Below are 23496 nucleotides of genomic sequence, written 5' to 3' on the forward strand. Positions count from 1 at the left end.
TTATCATTCAAATTCGCCGCTTATGACGGATACAGCATACGCGTTAGTTCATCTAGTGCTTCTGCTGCCTTTAAATTGCCCGTTGTCCCGAATAAGCTTTCTTCGAGGTCATACACCCGGTCTTGCTTGACTGCATGAAAATGCTTCCAAATGTCATTTGTTTTAAATTCTTGATCAAACATGCGGACGACTTCATCTGGCATCCCATGTGCGGCCCGGAGGATGATATCTGGATTGGCTTTTTGTAAATACTCCGTATTGGAAGCCAAATACTCCATCTTCTCGCCTTTGACAATGTTCTCTCCGCCTGCGATACGCACAAGATCACCAATATATGAATGCTCTGTCGCCACCAAATAACTGCCTGGTACACCAAGCAAAATCAGAACGGATGGCTTTCGTTTTCCCTTCGTCTTCTCTTGTATGTCTTTCTTTTTTTGCTCAAAGTCAGACACAATGCGCTCGGCTTGTTTCTTTCTGTCATACTGAGCTCCAAGCTTCGTAATCGCCTTCTCCATGTTAGCCATGCTCTCGAGATTTAAGTATGTGGCAGGGACACCTGCTTGTTGAAAGGGTGTCTCTAAATCATATTGAAGGGTTGTAACGGACAGGACATCTGTCGGTTGAAGTGATTGGATGATTTCCATATCTGGGCTCATTGGATTGCCGACTTCTGGCAGTCCTTTATAACGAGCTGGCAAGGATTTTTGGCTTGTTGGCACCCCAACAAGATCGATCTCTAAGGCATCCATGATCTCCACAGCAGCTACAGTCGTTGCCACAATGCGCGCATTTGAATCTGCGTTTTTTTTGCCTTTTGCTGAGCTTTCAGCTGACTGCGAGCAGCCCGATAAGATCACGCACACACTAAGGGCAGCGATCAAGGTACATAACATTCGATGCTTCAAAAACAGAAGCCCCCTTTCGAAAAAAGAGAGTGGATGCGTCGATGATCTCGGCGCATCTCACTTCAACTAAACCATCTATCTTGTTCTTGTTTGATACTTTCTGACGAGTACGAATAATGACCCGCCGAATAAAAGAATATACACCCAAAGAAGAGAGGTATCTCCTGTTTTTGGATTCAGCTGTCCAGTCTCAGACTTGGTTTGGTCATCTGATGGAGTAAATGTCAGCTGCTCTGCACCTGTTTCCTCTGGCGCTAAATTCTCAAGTTGATTTGGTTGATTTGATTGAGAATCGCGATCATTTGGATTTTTGACAAAGCCGATACTCTCATCGTCTCCGATGATCGATCGAATCCCGCTTCCTTCACCAAGAGCAATTCCTTTTGTGTCATAGATAAGTTTGACATCGTACTGCTCATGATAATTCGCAGCTGGAATATCAATTTTCACGCGTGCTGCCTGAGCCGTGCTTAAGCTTTTGGCTTCGTATTGAATCACTCGTGTATCTGATTTTTGATCTGTTTTTGCAACAAGCGTCTCTTCAAACTTGCCACCTGTTCCTACTTGGAAGGACGTGATAGCTGAGCTATTCTTCACTGTATATGAAACGAAATGGCGGCCATTTTTCACAACCAATGTCGCAGGGCTCACGACGTAATCGTTCATACGAGAAAGCTCATCCTTGTCTGCTTTCTTCATTGAGAAAGGAAGCTTGTATACACCATCTTTAAGCTGAGCCGTCTCTTGAGGAGCTCCGCCGTTATTTGTTTCTGGTGATGGTGTGTTTGGTTTTGGTGTTTCTGGTGCAGCAGGTGTTTCTTCCTCTACCTGTCCGCCTTTAAGTGGCGCGATACTCTTTGCATCGAATTGAAAACGAATATCGTAAGTTTGGTCATAGTGGGCGGCCGCTACTACAATGTGAACTTTTCCTTTGACCGCTTTTTTCAAATCAGCGACATCAAATGACACCACTCTTGTGTTCTTTGCTTGATCTGTGCTGACGGTCTTCACTTCTTGATAAGAGCCGTTTTTCTCTATTTTCAAAGAAGCAACAGACGTATTGTCCTTCACCGTAAAGGAAATGGTTTGCTTTCCGTTTTTGACGGATAAGGATGCAGGATGTGAGAAGTATTGGTTCATCCGAGATGCCTCGTCCTCATCCCCTTTGAGCACACTGTAATTGATGCGGTACTCGCCATCTTTCAGTTGATTTTGCGCAGAATCTACTGGCTTTGTACCATTGTTATTGTCTGGTGTTGTCTGCTGATCGTCTGGCTTTGTGCCATTTTGATCATCCGGCTTTGTTTCGTTATCGTCTGGCTTTGTGCCATTTTGGTCATCCGGCTTTGTTTCGTTATCGTCTGGCTTTGTGCCATTTTGGTCATCTGGTTTTGTTTCGTTATCGTCTGGCTTTGCAGGTGTAACGAGCGTTAGGCTGCTTTGATCGAATGCAAGCTGTACGTCATATGCTTCGTCATAAATAAAGCCGCCTAAATCCCAATAAATTTTCACCCAGCCGTTTAATTTGGCTGATAAGTCGGCAACATCAAACTTGATCACACGTGTATTGGCAGTTGCATCCTCACTGACGGTTTCAGTGGTGACAAGAGCGCCATTTTGTTCGACCTTGAAATCTGTAATCTCTTTGCTTTGCTTCAGTGTGACATAGGCAGTCGTCTTACCATTTTCCACAATCAGCTTAGCTGGCTTTTCTGTATACGTATCCATCATGGACGCTTCTGTGCTGCCATTTTTTAAAACAGTGAATCCGACCGTGTATTCACCATCAACAAATGATGCAGCTTGAGCCGTTCCTTGAGGAATCTGAAATGCAGTCAATAAACTGAATAAAACGAGCAGAATGGCTGCCTTTAGATGAAAAAGACGTTTCAAATGGTGACACTTCCTTCCTTAATGCTTAATGATCCACTTTCTTGCTAAAAATCCGCCTGAGCATAGAGCAAGCACAAGGAGCCACCCTGTCTGGTTTGTATCACCAGTTTGAGGATTCTCTTCTTGTTTTGTCGTGGATGAATCAGATGTTTTCGTTGATTCTTTTGATGGCTGCTGCTTTTCTGCTTCACCCGCTGATTTGTTTGTGCTGTTAGACGAAAGTGATTTCATGCTGCTCTCATCAAATTTCAGCTGAATGGTATAATCATGATCATAATCAGCAGATTTTACAGTGACATGAATTTTTGATTTGATTGGTTTAGACAAGCTCTGAGCTTGGAACTGAACAATCCTTGTGTTGGCTTTTTTATTGGTTGAGAGAACCGTTGTATCAACATAGCCGCCATTTCCCGGAACTTTAAATTCCGTCACCCAGCTGCTATTTTTAATGGTCATTTGTACTGTCAGCTTCCCATTTTTTGCAATCACTTTTGCTGGCTTCAGCCAGTAGTCATTTGCCATAGAGACCGCATTTCCTTCAGCCTTGAGCACAGTATAGTTGACGGAGTATGTACCATCCTTTAACGTGGCAGCCTGTGCGTTTGAAAAAGGCAGCATGAGTGCCAATAATAAAGCGGTCATGAAGACTGATAGCCTCATCATTTTTTTCATCAAGCGAATTTCCTCCCTTTTTACTGAACAGATGCTGCATCAAACTTGATACGGATGTCGTAATTACCTGTATATCCGATGACCGGTACAGTCACGCTCACTTTTGCTGGTACGACTTCTGTCAGGCTGTTCACGTTGAATTCTACTGTTCTCTTATTCGCAGCTGTGTTTGTACTGATCACCTTCGCATCTTTGTAGACACCTTGTTCAAGTGTTTTAAAGCTAGTGATCCAAGAACTATTCGTTAACGTGACTTGTGCTTTGATTTTTCCATCCTTCACGACAAGCTTGGCTGGTTTTTCAAAATACGTATTCGCTGTTGAAGTCGAATCGCTATCTGCCTTCCATACCACATATTGTGCTGAATGTTGACCATCTGCTAAGCCTGCTGCTGAGGCTGAGCTAATCGGGGCTAGAGCAAATAATAGAACAAAGCTAAAGAACAATAATACGTGTGATGTTGAACGAATGGCTTTCATGTGAACCCTCCTAAATGATATTGATAATTATTCTCAACGGATAATAAAAAAAATAACCTTCATAAGCGCTTGATCACACTTATAGATGATTATGATAATCATTATCAATTGAGTTGAAAAAATAAATCTTTGCTTCCTAAAAGCCAAAGATGTCTGTTTCTAAATGATGGTTTGACACGTGTTTTAGGCAATCTGTCCCATTCATGATACCATGGCATGACCTCCATTCCATTACAGGGAAAAGAACCCTCTTCTTCTTGATCTTATATGATGAGTGAATTTATTGTCAACATCATTTTTCATACTATTGACTTAGATTTCTGGAAAATCGCACAAAAAAATTTCGATCAGACAGACTGATCGAAATCGATTAGGAAGGAACATGTTCCCCTTTTTTGCTATTTTTACGTTCTAAAGACCAAGCATACATTTCACGAATAATCGGCTCTATTTTCTTCCCTTGCGCTGTTAATTCGTATTCAATCCGTACTGGAATGTCAGGGTATACGTTCTTCTCAACGAGTCCTTCAGCCTCTAAATCCTTCAGCCTTTCAGATAATAATCTGCCGCTGATGTTCATTTCATTTTCAAGCTGACAGAAACGCTTAGGGCCTGTCAGAAGCTGATTGATGATGAGAATGACCCACTTCTTGCCTAGAATCTCCATGGCATCTGTGATTGGGCAGCCATCTACTTGAGCCATACCTTACTCCCTCCCGCTTTTCTCTCTTTTTTTCATTATAACATAATTAATTACTTGAAATAAGTTACTAACTATTATATAGTTTAGTTACTTTAAGTAACAAGGTATTCATTTTTATAGATTTTCAATAAACCATTGAACATGCAGATGCATATAACATGAAGGAGATGACCGAGCTTTGAATACAATAGAGCAGGTAAGATTAGGTGTAACAGAATTACATGTGTCCAGCTTTGAGCGTTCTTTGCCTTTTTATACAGACATTTTAGGTTTTACTTTATTAGAACAGACGGAATCCACCGTCACTCTTGGAAGCAATGCAAAGGAACCAATCCTTTTGTTAAAAGAAGATGCACAGCTCAAGGAGAAACCTGATCATGAGCCAGGACTTTATCATTTTGCTGTTTTATTACCTACCAGAAAAAACCTGGGCACATGGCTGGCACATGTGATCAAAAAAGGCTATCCTTTAATTGGAGCAAGCGATCACTTTTTCAGTGAAGCCATTTATTTAAGTGACCCTGACGGCATTGGCGTAGAAATATATGCTGATCGCCCTGAGGACGTTTGGGTAGGTGAGCATGGAGAACTGAAAGGTGGCGGAAATGCACCTCTTGATGGAGATGGTCTCCTGCAAGAAGCCGCTGATACGACGTGGAAAGGACTTCCGGCTGGCACAGTAATGGGACACTTACATTTCCATCTGAACCCAGAAGAAGCTGATTCCTTTTATGTCAATACGCTCGGTTTTCATATCCGAATGGCTCCACCAGCAAGCGTATTTATCGCCGCTGGTGTGTACCACCATCACCTTGCCTTTAATGCATGGGGACGCGGACGAAAAGGAGCCATTGATCCACGTTTTTCAGGAATTAGAAGCTATACACTCGTATTCCCACAAGAAGCAGACAGACAGTCCGTCGTTGAGCGCCTAACAAAAGCAGGCACTCAAGTGAAAACAATAGGGAAAAGTAACGAATTTGTTGATCCATTTGGCGTTCTCGTTCGTTTACAGATTGAAGAAACAGACAAAAAAGAAGGTGCAGAATATGGACAAACACACAGATCTTAAAACAGCCATTTTCAAAGATAAAATCAAACGAGTACAGCAAGAAGACGGGTATATATATATCACTGGACCCATTAAATTGCCAGTGAATTTAGACGGCAGAACGGTGATGTTCAACTGGTATTCATGGTTAAAAGACGACGGGTTAGAGCCATTGTCAGATGAAGCTTTAATTGAAAGCCTCTCGTCCCGCCAGCTTGCCGATCATCAGCAGTCAAGCGTGCTAGTGTATGGAGATTTCGAGCACGCTGACGAAGCTCTTATCCGCATGCATTCCATTTGTCACACTGGTGATATTTTCGGAAGCAAGCGCTGCGACTGCGGATTCCAATTGAAGCAGTCCATGCGAATGATTGAGGACAATGGTGCAGGTGCCCTGTTTTATTTAGCCAACCATGAAGGCCGAGGTATTGGACTTTTCACGAAAGCCATGGCTTATATCCTTCAAGAAAACGGCTACGATACAGTAGAAGCGAACGAAGCACTCGGCTTTGAAGATGACACGCGTCAATATGAAGAAGCCATCGCGGTTCTTCAAACACTTCGTACAAAGCCAGTCAGACTCATTACCAATAATCCGAAAAAGACAGATGCCATCAGCCATGCAGGTTTATCTCTTTCTGGACGTATTCCGCTTTGGGGTGATGTCTCAGAGTTTAATGAAAAATACTTGCAGACAAAAATCAACCGCTCAGGTCACATGAAGGCGGAGCAAGAGGTGCGTACGATTGCCACATCATGAGCGATATATGAATCTAGCCCTAGAAAATGCACGGGCAATGAAAGGCCAGACATCACCGAACCCGCTCGTCGGGGCTGTGATTGTGCGCGATAATGAAATTGTTGGAGTCGGTGCTCATATGAAAGCCGGTGAACCACATGCTGAAATTCATGCACTTAAAATGGCTGGAGACAAGGCAAAAGGAGCCACTATTTATGTGACCCTCGAGCCTTGTTCCCACCATGGCCGTACAGGTCCTTGTGCGGAGGCACTTGTGAAAGCAGGCGTCGAAACCGTTGTCGTGGCAGCACTTGACCCGAACCCGCTTGTCGCTGGCCGCGGAATCGCCATTTTACAAGATGCTGGCATCCAAGTGATTACAGGCGTACTTGAGCAGGAATCCATTCTCATGAATGAAGTGTTTAATCATTTTATTACGAAAAAAACACCTTTCGTGACGCTCAAGGCAGGTATTACCTTAGACGGAAAAATTGCGTCTGCTACGTCTGACAGCAAATGGATTACATCTGAGACATCCCGTTATGATGCTCATCATATCCGCAGCATCAATGATGCGATTTTGGTCGGTGCTCAAACTGTTATTCATGACGATCCTTCACTAACTGCACGGATTCCAAATGGGCATCATCCGGTTCGAATTGTTTTAGACTCTAAGCTATCAACACCGTTGACAGCAAAGATCGTCACTGATCAGATGGCACCAACATGGATCTTTACAACAAAGCAAGCCGATGAGGAAAAACGAGCCGCTTTAGAAGCAGCCGGCGTCAGCGTCTTTGTAACAGACAGCGAGACGCGGGTGCCCCTGCAAGAAGTACTTCAAATGCTGGGAGAAAGAAATGTCTCCTCCCTCATGATTGAAGGCGGCGGCCAGATCAATGCTTCATTTTTAGAACAGCAGCTTGTAGATAAATTGGTCATTTATATGGCACCTAAACTCATTGGCGGAAGGCTGTCTCCTTCCTTTTTCGGAGGGGAAGGCATACGTCTCATGAGTGATGCCATTGAACTGGATCAGCTCTCAGTAGAAACACTTGGGAAAGATATTAAAATAACGGGCTATCCCGTTTATCAATAACAAAAACAAGGCGGCTGTTTAGATCTCCTCAACAGCCGCCTTGTTTTTAAAAATCTAGTTTTTTTAGTCTGTTCTCTCTAAAAATTCAATTCGATTCCCAAAGGGATCTTCTACATAGAACCGGATGGCTCCTTCCAATGGCTCATCTTCTCTGATGCTAATGTGGTGATTCAATAATGCCTTTTTTAATTCCGATAGACACTTTACAAGAAAAGCTGGATGGGCTTTCTTTGCAGCTTGGAAATGATCCTGTATTCCAATGTGAAGCTGATGATGACCGCATTGAAACCAGACACCTCCACGTTTAGCTAGATTACTAGGCTTGGGTATTTCCTCCATTCCTAAAATTCCGCCAAAAAACAAACGTGCTTTCTCTTCACTACCTTTTGGGGCAGCTAATTGAACATGATCGATTCCAACAAAATTTGACATAATCCTCTCTTCCTTTCTTTTCTCAATTGGTTTTTCTATGAAGTGTTTCTTAAGTTTTTGTGATACTGAGCAAATTTGCTTGGGTATTTTTGTTCTTTGCTTCATTGGTGGGCTTGATACTTGGAGTCTTTCCGTGAGGTGTTTCATACGATGTAGAGTTTGATTGATTTCATCTAAATGACAGTGCAAAATTTTTTTCAAAAACAGAACTCCCATTGTAATGAAAGTTCTGTCCATCTAAGTGTCTCTTGTAATGACATTTGAAACCAAGACATATCATGTGTAGTGATTCATTTTGGTGAAACTTGTCGTAAATTGTTTCATGTGAAACATTTATCGTTAATTCCCTTCTACCAGCCTGCCAAAGCTTTCGGGTGAAAGTCCCGGTGACACGCGAACACGGTGCAAGGACATCATCCCCTGTTCCTTCTTCGCATGTCCTGGTTCAGTGGTGACAGCCATTTGATAACCGGCTTGCTTCGCCAGCTTTAGCGTGTCTTCGTTATAGCGCCCGACAGGATAGCTGACCATTCTCGTACGCTGAGAAAAACGTTGATCAAAGAAAGCCTTTGACCCTTTTAATTCCTCTTTCTGCTGCTTCTTTGATAAACGATTGAGCTCTAAATGATGAATGGTATGACTCTCAATTGATAGCCCATTTGCTATCATTTCATCCATTTGTTCATCCGTTAAGTGGTTCGGACGGCCAATGGATTGCTCAATCATGAAAATCGTTGCCTTCATTCCATACTGCTTTAAAATCGGAAATGCCTTTGTATAGTTATCGGTATATCCATCATCGAATGTAATAAGGACACACTTTTCACTTGGCTTCGTATTTGTTGTGAAGACGCGGTACGCTTCTTCTGGCGACAGCGTGACATAGTCGTTGTCCTTCAGCCATTTCATATGAGCCGCAAACTCGCTCTTTGGTACACGAAGCGAGTTACCGCTGGAGATGCTGTGATACATCAAAATCGGAAGCTCTACTGGTTCCTTTTGCTTAATCCAGTTTTGTGTATCTATCTCTGCCTCTTTTTTCTGCTGAATCTGTTTTGTTTCTTTTGCTTGTAATTGACCCTTTTCCTCTTTGACTACTTGCTGGTTTCCTTCCGTTTGCTCCTTCGTTCCCATACAACCCGAAATGAGCAGCGCCACAAGACCAACCGCAATCAACATACATGTTTTTTTCATTCACCAATCCTGCTTTCTCTCTATCTATCGAATGATTATAACAGAAATTGGTTACTACCTGATATCTATTTTGACAGGGTGTTCATTTTTTTACACATTTCAATCATTTCGATGGCAAGCAGATGAATGGTCTCTGTTGTGAGCATTTGATCTTCTGCATGTATCAGCAGTAAAGAAAAGGGAAGCTGCTCACCTGCCGCCTCTTTTTGGATCAGCGACAAGTGCAGGTTGTGGATGCTTCGAAACGCTTCCTCCCCTTTTTCAATCAACTGCTGTGCTTTTTCAAAATCATCAGCTCTTGCTAGACGAATCGCTTCAACATAATGACTTCTTGCCTCGCCTGCATGAGCAATGATTTGAAAGGCTGCTCCCTGCATTTCCTCTAATACCGTCATCTGCTTCTCCTCCAATTACTTAAGATTCATTTGCTAGTTTCAGAGCATGCTCTAGTATTTTTTCTCCGTTCGCTGTTCCGTATAATCTCACATTGATGACATCAACAGGTATTTGGTAAGGTGCCGCTGTTTTTTCTGCTGCCTTTTTCATAAAGCTTACTTGCGGTCCAAGTAAAATCACCTGCACATCTTCTCCATGCTCTTCTAATTCATCCGCAATAGCCCCTTCAGGTATGGCGTATATCTCATAATCCAGCCCCTTCGCTTCTGCGGCTGCCTTCATTTTGGACACTACAATGGATGTCGACATTCCTGCGGCACAAGCGAGAATGATTCGTTTCATATCCCAACACTCCTATCGATAGTTGACTTCTGTTTGGATCTTCAGTTCCCTTGTTTTAATTAATGTCTGGTACCAATACGCTGATGCCTTCAACTGACGATTCCGTTCATTTTCCAGCTGGATTTCGACTAATCCGTAGCGATTTTTAAAGGCATTCATCGGCGATACATTATCCGTAAAAGCCCACAGCATATATCCCGTGCAATTTGAGCCTTCTGCTTTCGCTTGAAGTGCCCGTTTCAAATGCTGGCTGATAAATGAAATGCGATACTGGTCATCAATGATACCGTCTTCTTTTTTAAACCGTTCTTCCTTTTCTACGCCCATGCCGTTTTCGGCCACAAACCACTCAATATTTCCGTATTCTTCTTTAATTCTCATGCCCATATCATAGACAATGTCCGGGTAAATTTCCCATCCTCTGAATGGATTCATTTTTCTTCCTGGAAGCTCAAACATATCGTAATAATAAGACGGGTGAAATGGTGTCATCTCATTCCACGCCTTACTCGGTGCTTTGACACGATGCGGATAGTATAAGTTGAGCCCAACGACTTCAACCGTATGATTCTTGATGACCTGAAGCTCTTCCTCTGTCGCATCGAAAAGAATCTCATGCTTTTTTAACACATCAAGCAGTTCTTCTGGATACTCTCCTTTGATGGAGGGATCTAAGAACATTCGATTGAAAAACAAATCATATATCCGTGCCGCTTCTTGATCATGCGGAGCAGAGGATCTTGCATACGTCACTTCTGGATTGAGAATCACCCCAATTTTTGCACCTGTTGATTCCTTCAATCCCATCTCCCGAAACAGCTTCACTACTTTTGCTGTTGCCAGCGCTTTATGATAGTTCCACTGCATCCATTTCTTCGTATTTTGCTCAAAGGGATAACGTATAGCATCTAGGTACACGCGTGTTTGGACAACAATCGGTTCATTAAAGCTAAACCAATGCTTGACCCTGTCTCCATATCGCTCAAACACCTTTTCCGCATAGAGAACAAACAGCTCGACGACATGCTTTGATGACCATCCGTCGTACTTTTCAAGCAGCACGGCTGGAAGCTCATAATGCTCTAAGCAAAACATCGGCTCTACACCTGCTGCGATTAATTCATTGATCAAATCATCAATGTAACGGGCATATGCTTCATCCACAATCCCCTTCTCGTAATCGATGAGAAACCTCGACCAATTGATCGATGTCCTATAATGAGTCAGACCGATTTCTTTCATAAGGGCTACATCTTCTGGATAGCGCTCGTAAAAGTTCGTCGCACCAGCCGGGCCATATCCTTCGTGCCACACGTGATACCCGTTCTTATACCATAAGTCGATGTACGAGTCCTGATGCGCTTGCTTTCCCTTCCACCCCTCCGTTTGCCAAGCAGAGGCCGCAGCACCTAGGATAAAATCTCTTGGAATCTCGATTCTGTTCATGTCGCCACCTTCCCTTTCCTCGTTTGAACGTGAAGTCCTTCCCAAATTCCTTGCAAATACATAGCCTTCACAATCGCCCCCATATCGAGACTTCCTGCCCTTTTTTCGTATATTTACGGTCAAGTGAAATGGGATCATAACCACCTACATTGCATATTCATTCATGCCTCCCCTTTTATTCTGAATCTGGTGCCGCTTCTGGTTTGCGGTTAGACAAGAGGACAAATGGCAAATAGATGAAGACTGCGACCACAATACAGATGAGCTGTGTGATGACAGCCCCCATGCTGCCAGCGGTGGACAGCCATGCATTCACAATCGGTGGTGTCGTCCACGGCACCATCACGACGGCTTTTCCAGCAAACCCTGTAGCTGTCGCAATGTAACCAATCGTTCCTGTCACAAGTGGTGTGACGATAAATGGAATTGCCATCACAGGGTTTAACATGACAGGTAAGCCAAAAATAACGGGTTCATTGATGTTGAAGAGACCCGGACCAGATGAGAGCTTGGCAATACTTCGCATCTCTTCCCTTCTTCCAGCAATAAAAATCGCAATCAAAAGCCCAATGGTCACACCTGAACCACCGATGCTCATATACACATCCCAAAATGGCATCGTGATGATATTCGGAATCTCTTTTCCTTCTTGAAATGCTGTCATATTCACTGCAATTGATCCTAATAAGAGCGGCTCCCGGATCGGTTTGATCATCTGGTTGCCATGGATGCCGATCACCCAGAAGAATTGCGCCACAAACATCAACGTTAAAATCCCCGGTAGACCCTGTACAACACTTTCTAGCGGGCGTTGCACCACGTTATACACTGCTTCATGCAAATAAATGCCTGTCAAACGGTGAAATGCAAAGCCGAAGGAACTAATGATCGTAATCGTAATGATCGAAGGAAAAAGTGATGAAAAAGATGTTGCCACATTCGATGGAACAGAATCTGGCATCTTGATTTGCAGCCATTTCACCTTGGTCAGCTTACAAAAAATTTCCACAGATACGATCGCAATGATCATCCCTAAAAATAAGCTTTTTGGATCGGAAAATTGCCTTGCCAGTACATCTACAACCTCACGCATCGATCCATCCACTTCAAGTAGAAGTGTCGTTGGAATAACAGATATAAATGAAATCAATGCCATCAGCCCTGGGAACAGGGACTTGTGCCCGTTGATTTTCCCAAGCTCTATCCCGATGAGGAACACAGCCCCAATCGTTAAAAAGTTCAGCGTGGCATAATTGATTGCCTTCATAATTGGCTGAAGCTCCGCTAAAAATCTGAACATCTCAAAATGAGCAAGCCCTGTTTCCGGGCTCATGATCATATTTGCCACCAATACAGCAAAAGCCCCTGTAATGATGATTGGCATCAGTGTGACAAATGCCTGTTTAATCGCCATAATATACTTCTGATTCGTGATGCGATAAGCCACATTCCCCATGACGTCTGCCGCTTTCTCCTTGAAGCTCATGATCTGTCTCCCCCTTTGCAAAAACTCGTGATCATCCTCCTTTTTGATGTTATTTTAAAAGCGCTTTCATTAACATCTAATCTTTTTCCTCACAGATGCGGAAATGGGTGTCCCGTTTTTTCATTCGGATGCTCCAATACTTGAAGCGCCGCCGTCAGTTCCTCAAATGAAGCGGCCTTGATGAGTTGCTCCACCACTTCCTTGCACTCTGTCAGCCGTACAAGAAATTGATAAAGTGATTGCAATTCTTTTTGATACGTCTTCTGGATACTTAACAAACAAACGACTTGTACCCGATTTTCACCCCACAGCACCGGTTTTTTCAACGTACAGATCGCACAAAACGTGTCATCTGTTGCCGGCTTCATCGGATGAGGAATCGCAACCAAATGACCGAACGATGTCGGTGACACTTGCTCTCTTTCCAGCAATAATTGTTCAAACTCTTCCGGGATGCGATCCTGTTCCTTGAGCACGTTTACGAAAAATTGCAGTACCTCTTCCCTTGATTGAAGGTCTTGCTGAAAAAATGTCAGCGCCGGACTCACATACCGCAAAACCCCTGTATCCTGCGCGCCCTGAACAAACCGTTTCAGCCGCACAATATCATCGTCACTTAGAATGGTATGTACATCAATCACTGGTACCGGCAACGTGTTCTGAAGCGGAATGGTACTAATAATAAAATCAATGCTTCTCAAATCAAACGAAGGAATTTCTCCAACACTTGCAGTGCCAGCGATCTCTAGCCCTCCGCTAAAAGCCGCTGTCAGTTTATGAAGAAGGAGCTGACTGCTGGCGACACCCGTCGCACATACAATCAGGCATCTCTTTCTCACATGCTGTGATTTTGTCCGCTCGATTGCAGCACCGATATGAAGCGCCAAATACCCAATCTCATCCTCATGAATCTCAATTCCCTCTTTTTCTCTCAGCCACCTACCCATATAGACGCCAGCTTCAAATGCAATGGGATAATACCTTTTAATGTCCGTTAAATAAGGGTTACGAATGTTCATACCGTACCTAAAACGATGAATAGCGGAACGTAAATGAAGACTTAATCCAACGATTAACTCTTTATCAAATTGAATATCAAGTGACATGTGCTCCTCTACATAAGCAAGCAGTTGGTGGATGAAGCGAAAGTGATCTTCGTCTAGAAGATGACATAGCGTATGACCGGTATCTCCGTATGCCATCATTTTCGCTCCCATCAAGTGAATCGCAATATACGCCATTTCAGATAATGGAAAATCAATCGCTAGGACATGCCGAATATCCTCTGCCATTTGTTGAGCTACTTGGAAAACAGGCTGCACTTGAATCTCTTTTAATTCCGTTTCTGGCATCATGACCAGTTTTTTCTCTTCAATTCGTTTGCATGCAATGGCGATGTGGGTGACTAAATTACTTAAACCGATTTCTGACAGATGAAGTCCGCTTACTTTTGTACGTGAACGCACGATATCCTGAATCAATTGATACGTTTCTTCAGGTAACAGCGCAGGGTTCGCATGCGCTTGCTGAAACACATGCTCAGCCATACAATATCTTAATTTCATTTCATCCCCTGTCAGCCGCAGCCCATATTTAGGACGATGTGACACAGAAAGGCCATGTAATGAAAACAAATGTCTGACCGCTTTCAAATCATTTTTCACTGTCGATTCACTCACAAATAATTCGTCTGCGAGCGCGTCTAACTTAATATAGTCTTCTGACAGAAGCAGCCTTTTCAATAGATAGGCTACACGGTCCTCAGGCTGATTGGGAATGGTCTGCTCCTTTTTTTCGTTTCTTTCTCCCAACGACTTTTTCAAAAATGTACGAAAAGACCCATAATCCTCTACGGTCAATGTATACCCTGCCCCGCGTTTGATATGAAGTACGGCTCCATGTTCATCCAAAATAGATTTAAGCGCTTTCATATCTGTTCGGATCGTTCTTGATGTGACGCCAATCATGCGGGCAATTTCTTCACTAGTCAGTTCCTGTTCCGCTTGCATCAGTCGTTTCAGCAGCTCCTCCTGACGTAGAGATAGCATAGGCTCTCCTCCCTTGGCATTTACTTTTGCCTATCATCATAAACGAAAGTAGAACTCTTTGCCCAGTTTTTCTTTCAAATCGGGAACCACGATATGGCTCATTCGTATGAATAGGAAACAAGAGGAGGGATGCATCATGGGTTCTTTTATGTTTGTTGTTATTATGATATTGGCTTCTTTAGGAGCAATCATCGCCCATTTATTCACATCAAAGGATCAACGTACGTCTGCGAAGCGTTCTTCACATCACAGTTCAACAACAAGTACCTATACTGATTCTTATACTCATCACGCTTCTGATGCCTCCTGCGGGGGAGATTCCGGGGATAGTGGTGGTGGATGTGACTAAACAGAAAAACAGCCGCTCGCTGATGAGATGGCTGTTTTTATTATTTTAAAGAGCCTTCCAGCCCCGTTCAATCAGATGTTTAACATCGAGTGCAAACTCCTCACCCTTTTCCATCACGTCCTGGGCTCTTCCGGCAAAGTTACTGGCAACAGCCAGCTCCATTTTTTTTAATTCAAAGTGCAATATTTTTTGATCAATCTCGGCGATATATTTTTCATACTCATTGTTCACGATGTCATGCATGACATGATAGGCATCTTTTCGATGGCGATGAAAGTCGGTTCCTCTCTCACCTTTCCATGACGAATCTAGAGCAGGTTTCTTAATTTCCTTTATGTCTGACTGCGCAAGATCTTGTTCTGTTCGAATATTGCTTTTGGCTGTCTTTAACCGAGAGATCATGTCATCAAATTCTGCACGTCTGTTTTCAATTCCCATATGCAGATGGTGTAGCATCTCGGATAAACTCATGTCATCCACCTCTATCGGACCTCATACGAAAGCACAGATCAGAGCCTTGGAAACGATCGACTCACTTGATTTTTCCAAACCTGACATTTCTATCGTTTTGCTTTCATTAAGTATAGTATAAGGTGAAAAGCCTCAGTCTTAAATAGGGAAAAGGTGTCCTTTTAGTGACGTGTTTGGAAGAAAATCGGAATAACACAAGGTCGTACTTCCCGAATTATATATGGTCCCTTAGAACTATATTTCGTATCATCCCATGAAACCCATTAGAAAAATGATTGCCATTATTTTGCCGCAATCGCTTCGTCCTGTTCTTTTAAGGTTTTCACATTAGAGCGCGTGTCCTGAACATTTTTGATTAAGGCTTCTTTAAAACTTGAAACCATTTCGTTCACCTCTGCTTCGCGCGCCGTCCACTTGGTCACAAATTCAAGGCTGTTTTCACCTGCTTTATCTGCTGCTTTTTTGATCGTTAATGCTTCGACTGCTTGGGAGACTTCATCTAGTTGATCCATAACTGTTTGGTAGTTTAACTTAATTTGTCCCATCGTGATATCCTCCAGATTTGTTCAGCATGAAGGTAAGGTAGCTTATAAGCTGCTCCATGCTTTTGAGATCAAGCGTTTGGCGTCCTCTACTGCGTCTTCTCCTTTTTCAGCAAGACGTGCGGCGTCTCCTGCTAAGGAACTGGCAAAGGATAACGCAGCTTGTTCGGCTTCTAACGTACTGATTTTGAATTCGATGCGGCTCACGTAGCGTGGATACTTGTCGTTCACAATCGTTTGCAGCGCATCATGTGCTTCATTCCGCTCTGATTTGAAATCCTGGCTTCGCTCACCTTTCCAAGAGGTCCCAAGCTTTGGCTGCTTGATTTGCTTCAGGTCTGTCTCTGCCGCATCTTGTTCACGTTCGACCTTACTTTTCGCCTTTTTCAGTCGAGCGATTTTCTCTTCGATTTCTGCTTTTTTACTTGTAATGCCACCGTTTAGGGCAGACAGCATATCCGATAAGCTCATTATGGGTTCCTCCTCCTGACAAAAAATAAAAACGCTGCTTAGAGATCCTCTAAACGAGCGTAAGGTGAATAGCACTTTTTCCAATATTGTTATTATAAGGTTCAAAGACTCATGTTTGAATAGGTATTTGTGCCTTTTTTATGGGATAAATATGCTTTCATTCTGCTTCACATTACCCCTTAAGACCTCTTTTATAAGGGGTCTTAATTCCTGATTCTTGGCTATATGTCACATATAGTTATACAGACCTAGGACAAACAAAAGCCGCCCGGTTGAGGAGCGGCTTTTGTAAACGGCTTATGAAGCTGATTCTTCTGATTCTTGTGGATTCTTAACGTACCAGATGAATTTCCCTGTGTATCCGTAAATAATAGCAAGAGCAATGGCAACAAAGCTCAACCACATAAATGGTAAATAAGAGAATGTCGATACGCCTAGAATTCCCGCCATGTAAATCCCGTTATCTGACCAAGGAACCATTCCTGACGTCAGCGTACCACCGACCTCTGAGTTTCTGGATAAAACTCGTCTGTCTAACTTTAATTTATCATAGCTCTTTTCCATAATTTTCGGTGTAAGAATTAATGATACATACATCGCACAGCCAAAGATATTGGCGAAGAATGCAACAACAAGTGTTGATAGAGTCACATTACCTGCATTATGCAATTTCTTCTCGAATGTAGCGACGATGACTTTTAATACGCCCAAGTATTCAAGTACTCCACCGAAACCAAGTCCGAGAATAATCACCACTAGAGATCCTAACATATTGACAATACCGCCACGATTTAACAGCGTATTTAAGAAATCAACATCTGAATTAATAGAGAAACCATTATAAGCTGTACCAAGTGCATCGGCTGGATTCATTCCCTGGAATGCCATTGCCCAGACAGCGCCAAGAAGTGCACCAATAGCAATAACAGGCATTGAAGGTTTTTTCAAGACAAGTAATAGTACAACAATCAACGCCGGAATAATCATCCAAATATTAATGGTGAATGTGTCCTGCAGTGCTTGTTTCAAAAACTCTACTTTGCCTTGATCAATATTTTTTCCGCCATACATAAATCCGGTGATTGTAAACATAATGGCTGTAATAACAAAGGCAGGAATGGATAAGACCATCATCGCTCTAACATGTGCGAGCACGTCCACTTTTGAAAGTGAGGAAGCGAGCACCGTACTATCAGATAAAGGAGATAACTTATCACCAAAATAGGCTCCAGATAAAACGGCTCCAGCCACGATAGGTAATGGAATTCCCAATCCTTCACCAATTGCAATCATGGCAATACCTGCAGTTCCAACTGTCCCCCATGATGTACCTGTAGCAACAGACATAATGGAACAGATGATCAGCGTAGCTAGTAAGAAAATATTAGGATGAATAAATTCCAGTCCGTAATAAATTAATGTTGGTACCACTCCGCCGGCAATCCATGTTCCAACAAGTGCACCTACTGCAATTAAAATCAAAACAGCCTCTAAACCATTCGATATCCCTTTTGTAATGGCGTTTTGAAGGTCTTTGTATGAATGTCCTAATCGAATACCTAAAGCAATGACCATAAACCATGAGATAAACAATGCCAGTTGAATATCCAATTTGAAATAAAGAGTAAAAGATAAAACAATTGCTAAAAACAAGCCAAGTACAAACACGACTTCTAAAATAGACGGCAGACGTGGTGATTTCATTGTGTTTCCTCCCTTTGTGCGTGCGTTAAGCGTTTTCAAAATATTGTGAAAAAAGTGTGTCAATTCGAAAGAAAGTGAATTGCCTGTTTTTCTCTATTTCACAGGCAATTCTACATATTAATAAAATAAAATTTTTGATATTATTATCGCTCTAGGAGCTCTGCACCCGCAATGCCAGGCTTTGTCATCTCGAATGGATTCAAAATAATATCAAGTTCTTCTTCTGTTAACACATCATTTTGCAAGCAAAGATCTCTGATCGATTGTCCTGTTAAAATGGCTTCCCTAGCGATTCTAGCCGCGGCTTCATAGCCTAAGTGAGGGTTCACAGCAGTGATCACGCCTGCACTTTTTTCGACATATTCTTTCAAACGTATTTCATTTGCTTCAATGTCCACTAAGCAATGATCTGTGAATGAACGGAATCCGTTATTCATTATACTAATAGATTGAAGCAAGTTAAAGACCAAAACAGGCTCCATCACATTTAACTCAAGCTGACCTGCTTCAGAGGCAAGACAGATGGTGTGGTCATTCCCAATGACCTGGAATGCGATTTGGTTAATGAGCTCTGCCATGACTGGATTGACTTTCCCAGGCATAATGGATGATCCTGGCTGACGAGCTGGCAATGCAATTTCAGCAAGACCTGCACGCGGACCAGAAGCCATTAGGCGAAGGTCATTGGCAATCTTAGACATGTTCATCATGCATACTTTTAATGCAGCAGACACTTCTGTGTAAGCATCTGTATTTTGCGTTGCATCCACAAGATGCTCTGCGCCTACAAGCGGAAGACCAGAAATATCGGCTAGCTTCTTCACGACGATCTCAATATAACGAGGATCTGCATTTAGGCCTGTCCCAACAGCTGTTGCACCCATATTGACTTCATATAAATGCTGCTTTGATTGGTTGATCCGCTTAATATCACGGCTGAGCACGCGGCTGTAAGCCTCAAATTCCTGTCCTAAACGAATTGGAACAGCATCCTGTAGGTGCGTACGTCCCATTTTGATCACATGATCAAATTCTTTCGCTTTCTTTTTGAATACGTCCTGCATCGTTTGCATTGTCTCAAGCAGAATGTCTAACTGCTTCAATACAGCAATATGGATAGATGTTGGAAACGAGTCATTCGTTGATTGTGACATGTTTACATGTGTGTTTGGGCTTAAATGGATGTATTCACCCTTTTGATGTCCCATGATTTCTAGCGCTCTGTTTCCAATCACTTCATTGGCATTCATATTCATCGACGTTCCTGCGCCGCCTTGAATTGGGTCTACAATAAAGTACTCATGCAGCTTGCCTTCAATGACTTCATCAGAGGCTTGTACGATGGCATTTCCAATTCCTTCATATAAACGTCCAACTTCCATATTGGCTTGAGCAGCTGCTTTTTTCACGATGGCAAAGGCTCTAATCAGTTCCTCGTGCATACGATATCCAGTTATCGGGAAGTTTTCTTTTGCACGAAGGGTTTGAACCCCATAATACACGTCTGCCGGAATTTCTTTTTCTCCAAGAAAATCCTTCTCATAGCGATAAGTTGCTTGAACCATCTGATATGACCTGCTTTCTATAGAATAGTTAAATCACTAAATCTTCTGCGATTGGCGTTTCCATAATCTTTTTCACTTCTCTTGGGTCTGTTGTTTTACCTAGTGCCCACATGAGTTTCGGCACGATGGCCTCTGTGTTCATGTTTCGTGAACGTGCCACTAGTTCTTGATTGATTTTACGTCCTACTTCGTACACGCTCATGTCTTCTCCTTCTTCAAGACACTGAGTTGTGATGACAACAGAAATGCCTTCTTCGAGCAATTCGTTGATTTTCTCTAAAAGGTTTCTTCCTTCGAAAGGAATTCCGCCACTGCCGTAGCTTTCGATGACGACTCCTTTGTATACACCTTTGATTGCATCTAAGAACTCAGGCTTTAGACCTGGGTGCAATTTCAAGAGACAAACGTCAGTGTTTAAGGATGCATCTAATTTAAGCGGTTTCATTGACGATCTTTTTACTTTGCTATTGTATTCAATTTGATGGTTTTCAATCGATGCAATATATGGATAGTTAATACTTTCAAATGCATCATAGCTTTTCGTTCTTAGTTTGATTGCGCGTGTCCCTTGAATGACTCTGCCATCAAAGACAACATACACGCCGCCTACGCCGTCACATGCAAAGCGAATCGCATCGGTGATGTTTTTCTTCGCATCTGTTTTCTTGAACGTAATCGGGATTTGTGAGCCTGTAATGACAATTGGCTTATCCGGATTTTGCAGCATATAAGATAGTGCTGCTGATGTATAGGCCATTGTATCGGTTCCATGCGTGACGACAAAGCCGTCATATTGATCATAATTTTCATAAATGGCTGTTGCGATATCCACCCAGTATTCAGGCTGCATATTTGTACTATCTATACTCATTAGGGACTTTGTGTCCATTGTGTACTCTGCATTAATTTCGTTTAAATAGCTTAAAAGGTCCTCAGCTTTAACACCTGGAGCCAAACCATTTTCACTCTCTACAGATGCAATCGTCCCACCAGTGGTTAAAAGCAATAATTTCTTCAACAGGTCCACCTCTTTCAGTAAAATTACTTCGTTTGTCACACATATTATAAGCTAGCTTGTGCTATTCTATAATATACGCTTTACGCGTACCTTCATTGCCATTATAGTCACATAACGCGAATTAATCAAGAAATTATTACGCATAACGCGTACATTCTATCACAAAATATGATATACTGTTGTTGTATATAAAGGAGCGTTCATGTAATGATACTCGATCGTTTAACCACTCTTAGAAAAAAGAAAAAATGGTCTCTCCAGCATACGGCAGATCGCCTAGGTATCGCCAAAAGCACCTATGCCGGTTACGAATCTGGGTACCGACGACCTTCGCTTGAAGCAGTGAAGCGCCTGGCTGATTTGTATGATACGTCCATTGATTTTTTACTTGGTAGAACGGACGAGCCAGAGATACAACGTAAAATCTCTGACATCAAAATTGAACTGACGGAAGCAAAAGAAGGAACCATTCTTGTAGACGGCGTTCCCCTAAATGATGAAGAAATCAAACAGCTTGTTGCCTTTATTCGGGCGAAAAACACCCTAAAAGTATAAAAAACAGAAAAGAGAGGCCCCTATTAATCGGGTGCCTCTCTTTCCTTTTTCAGCTGCTTAAGAATAAGGAGAAGACAGCTGACTTAATTCCTCTAACCGCCGCTTCGCTTCTTCTTTATTAAATGAACTATAATAGCGATAATTCTCATCATCTAAGATGCGGTAATGCTGACTGAGCACATTTTGCTGAAGACGAAATGTACCTTTTTTGATAGAAGTCCGCCACCAAACCTTTCCGCCGATTGTCCGTTCCACCGATAGATGCAATTCATCATGTGCCACGACTTCCAGAATCTCAAGCGGATCATCCCCTAGTGTCCCTTTTAAAATGTCACTATCTCTGAATAATGCACATACGGCCGCCGTTTGCGTCCAGTTGAGGCGCAGCCTATTTTTTTCAACCTGATGCAAATGCCGTTTCGATAAACCAAGTACCTCAGCCATGCGGTCCTGCGTATAATTCTTTTCTTTTCGAATCCGTGTCATTTGTTCTGTGACGAGGTCGATTACCATCTCTTTATCCATCTCTCATCACCTCTCCGAGTGTTCAGTCTTTACTGACATCATACACGATTTCTTCGAAAAAGTGGCGCCTCATCCTTTAGAATATTGGCAAATACTATCTAATTGATCTGCTCTTCGACCTGACCATGCTGCTGTCTCCAATTCTCTTGGGCTGCCTGATTTAAATATGGATAGATCTCTTGTTTGACGGTTTGCTCGAATACTTCTTCATCTAAAATACTGTACGCTGGAATCTTGATCAATTTCCCATCCATTTTCCGAATGAGCACATCCATGAAGAGAAATCCCCTTACACTGTACCGATGCCTGCGCATATCAATGGATTGAATGTCATGAAAAGGGATCGTCCGCTCTCGATACAGTACAGCACCATTTTTTCCGCGCTGAATGCGAAAAATCACATTTCCCCTCTTCGTAAAAGCCGGCAGAATCATCAAAAAAGAGATCAAGCCATAGACAATGCCTAATAGTCCGCCTAAAAATAAAAACAATGTATAATTCGATTCAAATGTAAGAGCTTCTGAAAACAACCAAATACCAATGATACCGAAGCCGCCCGTTGCTAAGAATGCCCATACCCTTAAAAAGGCCCTGCTTCTCACTTCTATTACTTCACTTGGATTCAAGCGTCATTCTCCTTTTCTCCATTAGAATATAGAACGTAATCCGTCTCTATGAGCCGTCTCCACGCGAAATTCACTTTCTTTTATTCCCGACACAAGCCACGACTGTTTCTCACCTGGAATGACAAATAACATGGATTCCACATCAGGCGTATTATTTTTGTCGTAGACGACCTTCATGAGGGAGTCCATCTTTCCTTTTCTCTTCTGTACATCAGAAACAAATGCCTGCACGAGTTCTTCGTTCTCTGCTCGATGAAGGAAGGAGGGCCACTCATTCTTCGCCTCACTTGCTTGCTCTAATAGCTTTTCAAATTCCTCTGCTTGCAGGGTGACGACAGGTGCAGGGTGATCACTCATCTGTATATTGAAAAAGGCAGTCACTTGCTCCTCTGCCTGCTGGTCATCTTTCAGTTTTTGAATCTGATGGACTTGTTGATCATAAAGTGTATGGTGTGCATATACGCCCATCTGTGTCGTGTGAAAGGAGGTACTGACTTCTTCATCTTCATCCCCAAATCGAGATGCCTTGACGGTGTGAGATGCATCATTCATCGCCTGGATGAAATGACGGTATTCCGCTTTATAACGATATTGTCTGTTTCGAAATTCAAGTACACCTTTTGCGAGCAAAGAGCGGCATGCAATTTCAAATAAAAACCCTAGGCGCTCGTCCTCTACATCAGGATAATAGGCTTCCTTTAAGGACATGCCCTGTTCAAAATAGCCTTCACTGTAAAAACTAAAGATGAGTTCCTCAATACTTAGACTTAGCTGATCCAACT

The 23496-nt window shown here is 42.6% G+C and carries 26 protein-coding genes; 5 read left to right on the top strand and 21 right to left on the bottom strand.

All coding sequences use genetic code 11. From position 1 onward, the window contains the following. Nucleotides 1-20: 20 nt before the first annotated feature. The 5 genes from isdE to MHB83_RS03835 all read right to left on the bottom strand — a co-directional run bounded on the left by isdE (nucleotide 21) and on the right by MHB83_RS03835 (nucleotide 4655). Complete coding sequence (isdE, locus tag MHB83_RS03815; protein ID WP_003214804.1) at nucleotides 21-908, bottom strand: heme ABC transporter substrate-binding protein IsdE; 888 nt, start codon at nucleotides 906-908, stop codon at nucleotides 21-23. 75 nt (nucleotides 909-983) lie between these two features. After that, the gene (locus tag MHB83_RS03820; protein ID WP_050944546.1) at nucleotides 984-2801 is read right to left on the bottom strand and encodes an NEAT domain-containing protein; all 1818 of its coding nucleotides are present in this window, start codon (nucleotides 2799-2801) and stop codon (nucleotides 984-986) included. 18 nt (nucleotides 2802-2819) lie between these two features. Beyond that, nucleotides 2820-3473: a heme uptake protein IsdC gene (isdC, locus tag MHB83_RS03825; RefSeq protein WP_034620342.1), complete on the bottom strand. Its 654-nt coding sequence runs from the start codon at nucleotides 3471-3473 to the stop codon at nucleotides 2820-2822. A gap of 20 nt (nucleotides 3474-3493) precedes the next feature. Next, nucleotides 3494-3952, bottom strand: a complete 459-nt coding sequence (locus MHB83_RS03830) for an NEAT domain-containing protein (protein ID WP_034620280.1) — start codon at nucleotides 3950-3952, stop codon at nucleotides 3494-3496. 370 nt (nucleotides 3953-4322) lie between these two features. Next, nucleotides 4323-4655 carry a helix-turn-helix domain-containing protein gene (locus tag MHB83_RS03835; protein WP_050944548.1) on the bottom strand — a complete coding sequence of 111 codons (333 nt, stop codon included), beginning with the start codon at nucleotides 4653-4655 and terminating at the stop codon, nucleotides 4323-4325. 178 nt (nucleotides 4656-4833) lie between these two features. Here MHB83_RS03835 and MHB83_RS03840 point away from each other — a divergent pair, with 178 nt between their 5' ends. From MHB83_RS03840 to ribD, 3 genes are read left to right on the top strand one after another with little or no spacing between them, the layout of a single operon-like run. Beyond that, nucleotides 4834-5727 (top strand): VOC family protein, encoded by an 894-nt coding sequence (locus tag MHB83_RS03840; protein ID WP_137054188.1) that lies wholly within the window; start codon nucleotides 4834-4836, stop codon nucleotides 5725-5727. Further along, a complete protein-coding gene (locus MHB83_RS03845) occupies nucleotides 5705-6466 on the top strand; it encodes a GTP cyclohydrolase II (RefSeq protein WP_321999980.1) in 762 nt (253 codons plus the stop codon). Before MHB83_RS03840 ends, MHB83_RS03845 begins: the two co-directional genes overlap by 23 nt. Next, nucleotides 6453-7544, top strand: a complete 1092-nt coding sequence (ribD, locus tag MHB83_RS03850) for a bifunctional diaminohydroxyphosphoribosylaminopyrimidine deaminase/5-amino-6-(5-phosphoribosylamino)uracil reductase RibD (RefSeq protein ID WP_268459120.1) — start codon at nucleotides 6453-6455, stop codon at nucleotides 7542-7544. The genes MHB83_RS03845 and ribD overlap by 14 nt, the downstream gene beginning before the upstream one ends. 63 nt (nucleotides 7545-7607) lie before the next feature. On the opposite strand, the gene MHB83_RS03855 is transcribed toward ribD, so the two are convergent. From MHB83_RS03855 to MHB83_RS03885, 7 genes are all read right to left on the bottom strand, one after another. After that, a complete protein-coding gene (locus MHB83_RS03855; protein WP_137054507.1) occupies nucleotides 7608-7976 on the bottom strand; it encodes a glyoxalase in 369 nt (122 codons plus the stop codon). A gap of 339 nt (nucleotides 7977-8315) precedes the next feature. Further along, on the bottom strand, nucleotides 8316-9170 hold the full coding sequence (locus MHB83_RS03860) for a polysaccharide deacetylase family protein (protein ID WP_342496648.1): 855 nt from the start codon (nucleotides 9168-9170) through the stop codon (nucleotides 8316-8318). A 65-nt stretch (nucleotides 9171-9235) separates the two neighbouring features. Further along, a complete protein-coding gene (locus MHB83_RS03865; protein WP_024423898.1) occupies nucleotides 9236-9565 on the bottom strand; it encodes a PTS lactose/cellobiose transporter subunit IIA in 330 nt (109 codons plus the stop codon). A 19-nt stretch (nucleotides 9566-9584) separates the two neighbouring features. After that, on the bottom strand, nucleotides 9585-9908 hold the full coding sequence (locus MHB83_RS03870) for a PTS sugar transporter subunit IIB (RefSeq protein ID WP_050944552.1): 324 nt from the start codon (nucleotides 9906-9908) through the stop codon (nucleotides 9585-9587). Between the two features lie 12 nt (nucleotides 9909-9920). Continuing rightward, nucleotides 9921-11354, bottom strand: a complete 1434-nt coding sequence (locus tag MHB83_RS03875; protein ID WP_342496649.1) for a glycoside hydrolase family 1 protein — start codon at nucleotides 11352-11354, stop codon at nucleotides 9921-9923. A 175-nt stretch (nucleotides 11355-11529) separates the two neighbouring features. Beyond that, nucleotides 11530-12840, bottom strand: a complete 1311-nt coding sequence (locus tag MHB83_RS03880; RefSeq protein WP_050944554.1) for a PTS transporter subunit EIIC — start codon at nucleotides 12838-12840, stop codon at nucleotides 11530-11532. An 89-nt stretch (nucleotides 12841-12929) separates the two neighbouring features. Further along, on the bottom strand, nucleotides 12930-14888 hold the full coding sequence (locus MHB83_RS03885) for a BglG family transcription antiterminator (RefSeq protein WP_342496650.1): 1959 nt from the start codon (nucleotides 14886-14888) through the stop codon (nucleotides 12930-12932). Nucleotides 14889-15024: 136 nt separating this feature from the next. Between MHB83_RS03885 and MHB83_RS03890 the strand changes: the two genes are divergently transcribed. After that, entirely contained in the window at nucleotides 15025-15237 is a 213-nt protein-coding gene (locus MHB83_RS03890; protein ID WP_223251185.1) for a hypothetical protein, read from the top strand. 45 nt (nucleotides 15238-15282) lie between these two features. Here MHB83_RS03890 and MHB83_RS03895 read toward each other — a convergent pair whose 3' ends face one another. The 6 genes from MHB83_RS03895 to MHB83_RS03920 form a co-directional block, all read right to left on the bottom strand. Beyond that, nucleotides 15283-15708, bottom strand: coding sequence for a DUF5082 family protein (locus MHB83_RS03895; RefSeq protein WP_050944556.1), 426 nt, complete (start codon nucleotides 15706-15708; stop codon nucleotides 15283-15285). 281 nt (nucleotides 15709-15989) lie between these two features. Next, nucleotides 15990-16253, bottom strand: coding sequence for a YwqI/YxiC family protein (locus MHB83_RS03900; protein WP_050944557.1), 264 nt, complete (start codon nucleotides 16251-16253; stop codon nucleotides 15990-15992). 42 nt (nucleotides 16254-16295) lie between these two features. Then, complete coding sequence (locus MHB83_RS03905; RefSeq protein WP_050944558.1) at nucleotides 16296-16721, bottom strand: DUF5082 family protein; 426 nt, start codon at nucleotides 16719-16721, stop codon at nucleotides 16296-16298. A 297-nt stretch (nucleotides 16722-17018) separates the two neighbouring features. Then, on the bottom strand, nucleotides 17019-18425 hold the full coding sequence (gene nhaC, locus MHB83_RS03910) for a Na+/H+ antiporter NhaC (RefSeq protein WP_044140314.1): 1407 nt from the start codon (nucleotides 18423-18425) through the stop codon (nucleotides 17019-17021). 143 nt (nucleotides 18426-18568) lie between these two features. After that, on the bottom strand, nucleotides 18569-19990 hold the full coding sequence (gene aspA / locus MHB83_RS03915; protein ID WP_050944559.1) for an aspartate ammonia-lyase: 1422 nt from the start codon (nucleotides 19988-19990) through the stop codon (nucleotides 18569-18571). Nucleotides 19991-20018: 28 nt separating this feature from the next. Further along, nucleotides 20019-21008 carry an asparaginase gene (locus MHB83_RS03920; protein WP_003215391.1) on the bottom strand — a complete coding sequence of 330 codons (990 nt, stop codon included), beginning with the start codon at nucleotides 21006-21008 and terminating at the stop codon, nucleotides 20019-20021. Nucleotides 21009-21215: 207 nt separating this feature from the next. On the opposite strand from MHB83_RS03920, the gene MHB83_RS03925 reads away from it, so the two are divergent. Beyond that, complete coding sequence (locus tag MHB83_RS03925; RefSeq protein WP_003214932.1) at nucleotides 21216-21563, top strand: helix-turn-helix transcriptional regulator; 348 nt, start codon at nucleotides 21216-21218, stop codon at nucleotides 21561-21563. Between the two features lie 57 nt (nucleotides 21564-21620). On the opposite strand, the gene MHB83_RS03930 is transcribed toward MHB83_RS03925, so the two are convergent. From MHB83_RS03930 to MHB83_RS03940, 3 genes are all read right to left on the bottom strand, one after another. Continuing rightward, nucleotides 21621-22088, bottom strand: a complete 468-nt coding sequence (locus MHB83_RS03930; RefSeq protein ID WP_003214797.1) for a helix-turn-helix transcriptional regulator — start codon at nucleotides 22086-22088, stop codon at nucleotides 21621-21623. Between the two features lie 98 nt (nucleotides 22089-22186). Further along, nucleotides 22187-22714 carry a YfjD family protein gene (locus MHB83_RS03935; protein WP_050944560.1) on the bottom strand — a complete coding sequence of 176 codons (528 nt, stop codon included), beginning with the start codon at nucleotides 22712-22714 and terminating at the stop codon, nucleotides 22187-22189. A 21-nt stretch (nucleotides 22715-22735) separates the two neighbouring features. Further along, nucleotides 22736-23494, bottom strand: a complete 759-nt coding sequence (locus tag MHB83_RS03940) for a hypothetical protein (RefSeq protein ID WP_003215103.1) — start codon at nucleotides 23492-23494, stop codon at nucleotides 22736-22738. Nucleotides 23495-23496 lie beyond the last annotated feature (2 nt).

This window comes from Bacillus sp. FSL K6-3149 (assembly GCF_038630515.1).
GTDB classification, from domain to species: domain Bacteria; phylum Bacillota; class Bacilli; order Bacillales; family Bacillaceae; genus Bacillus; species Bacillus pumilus.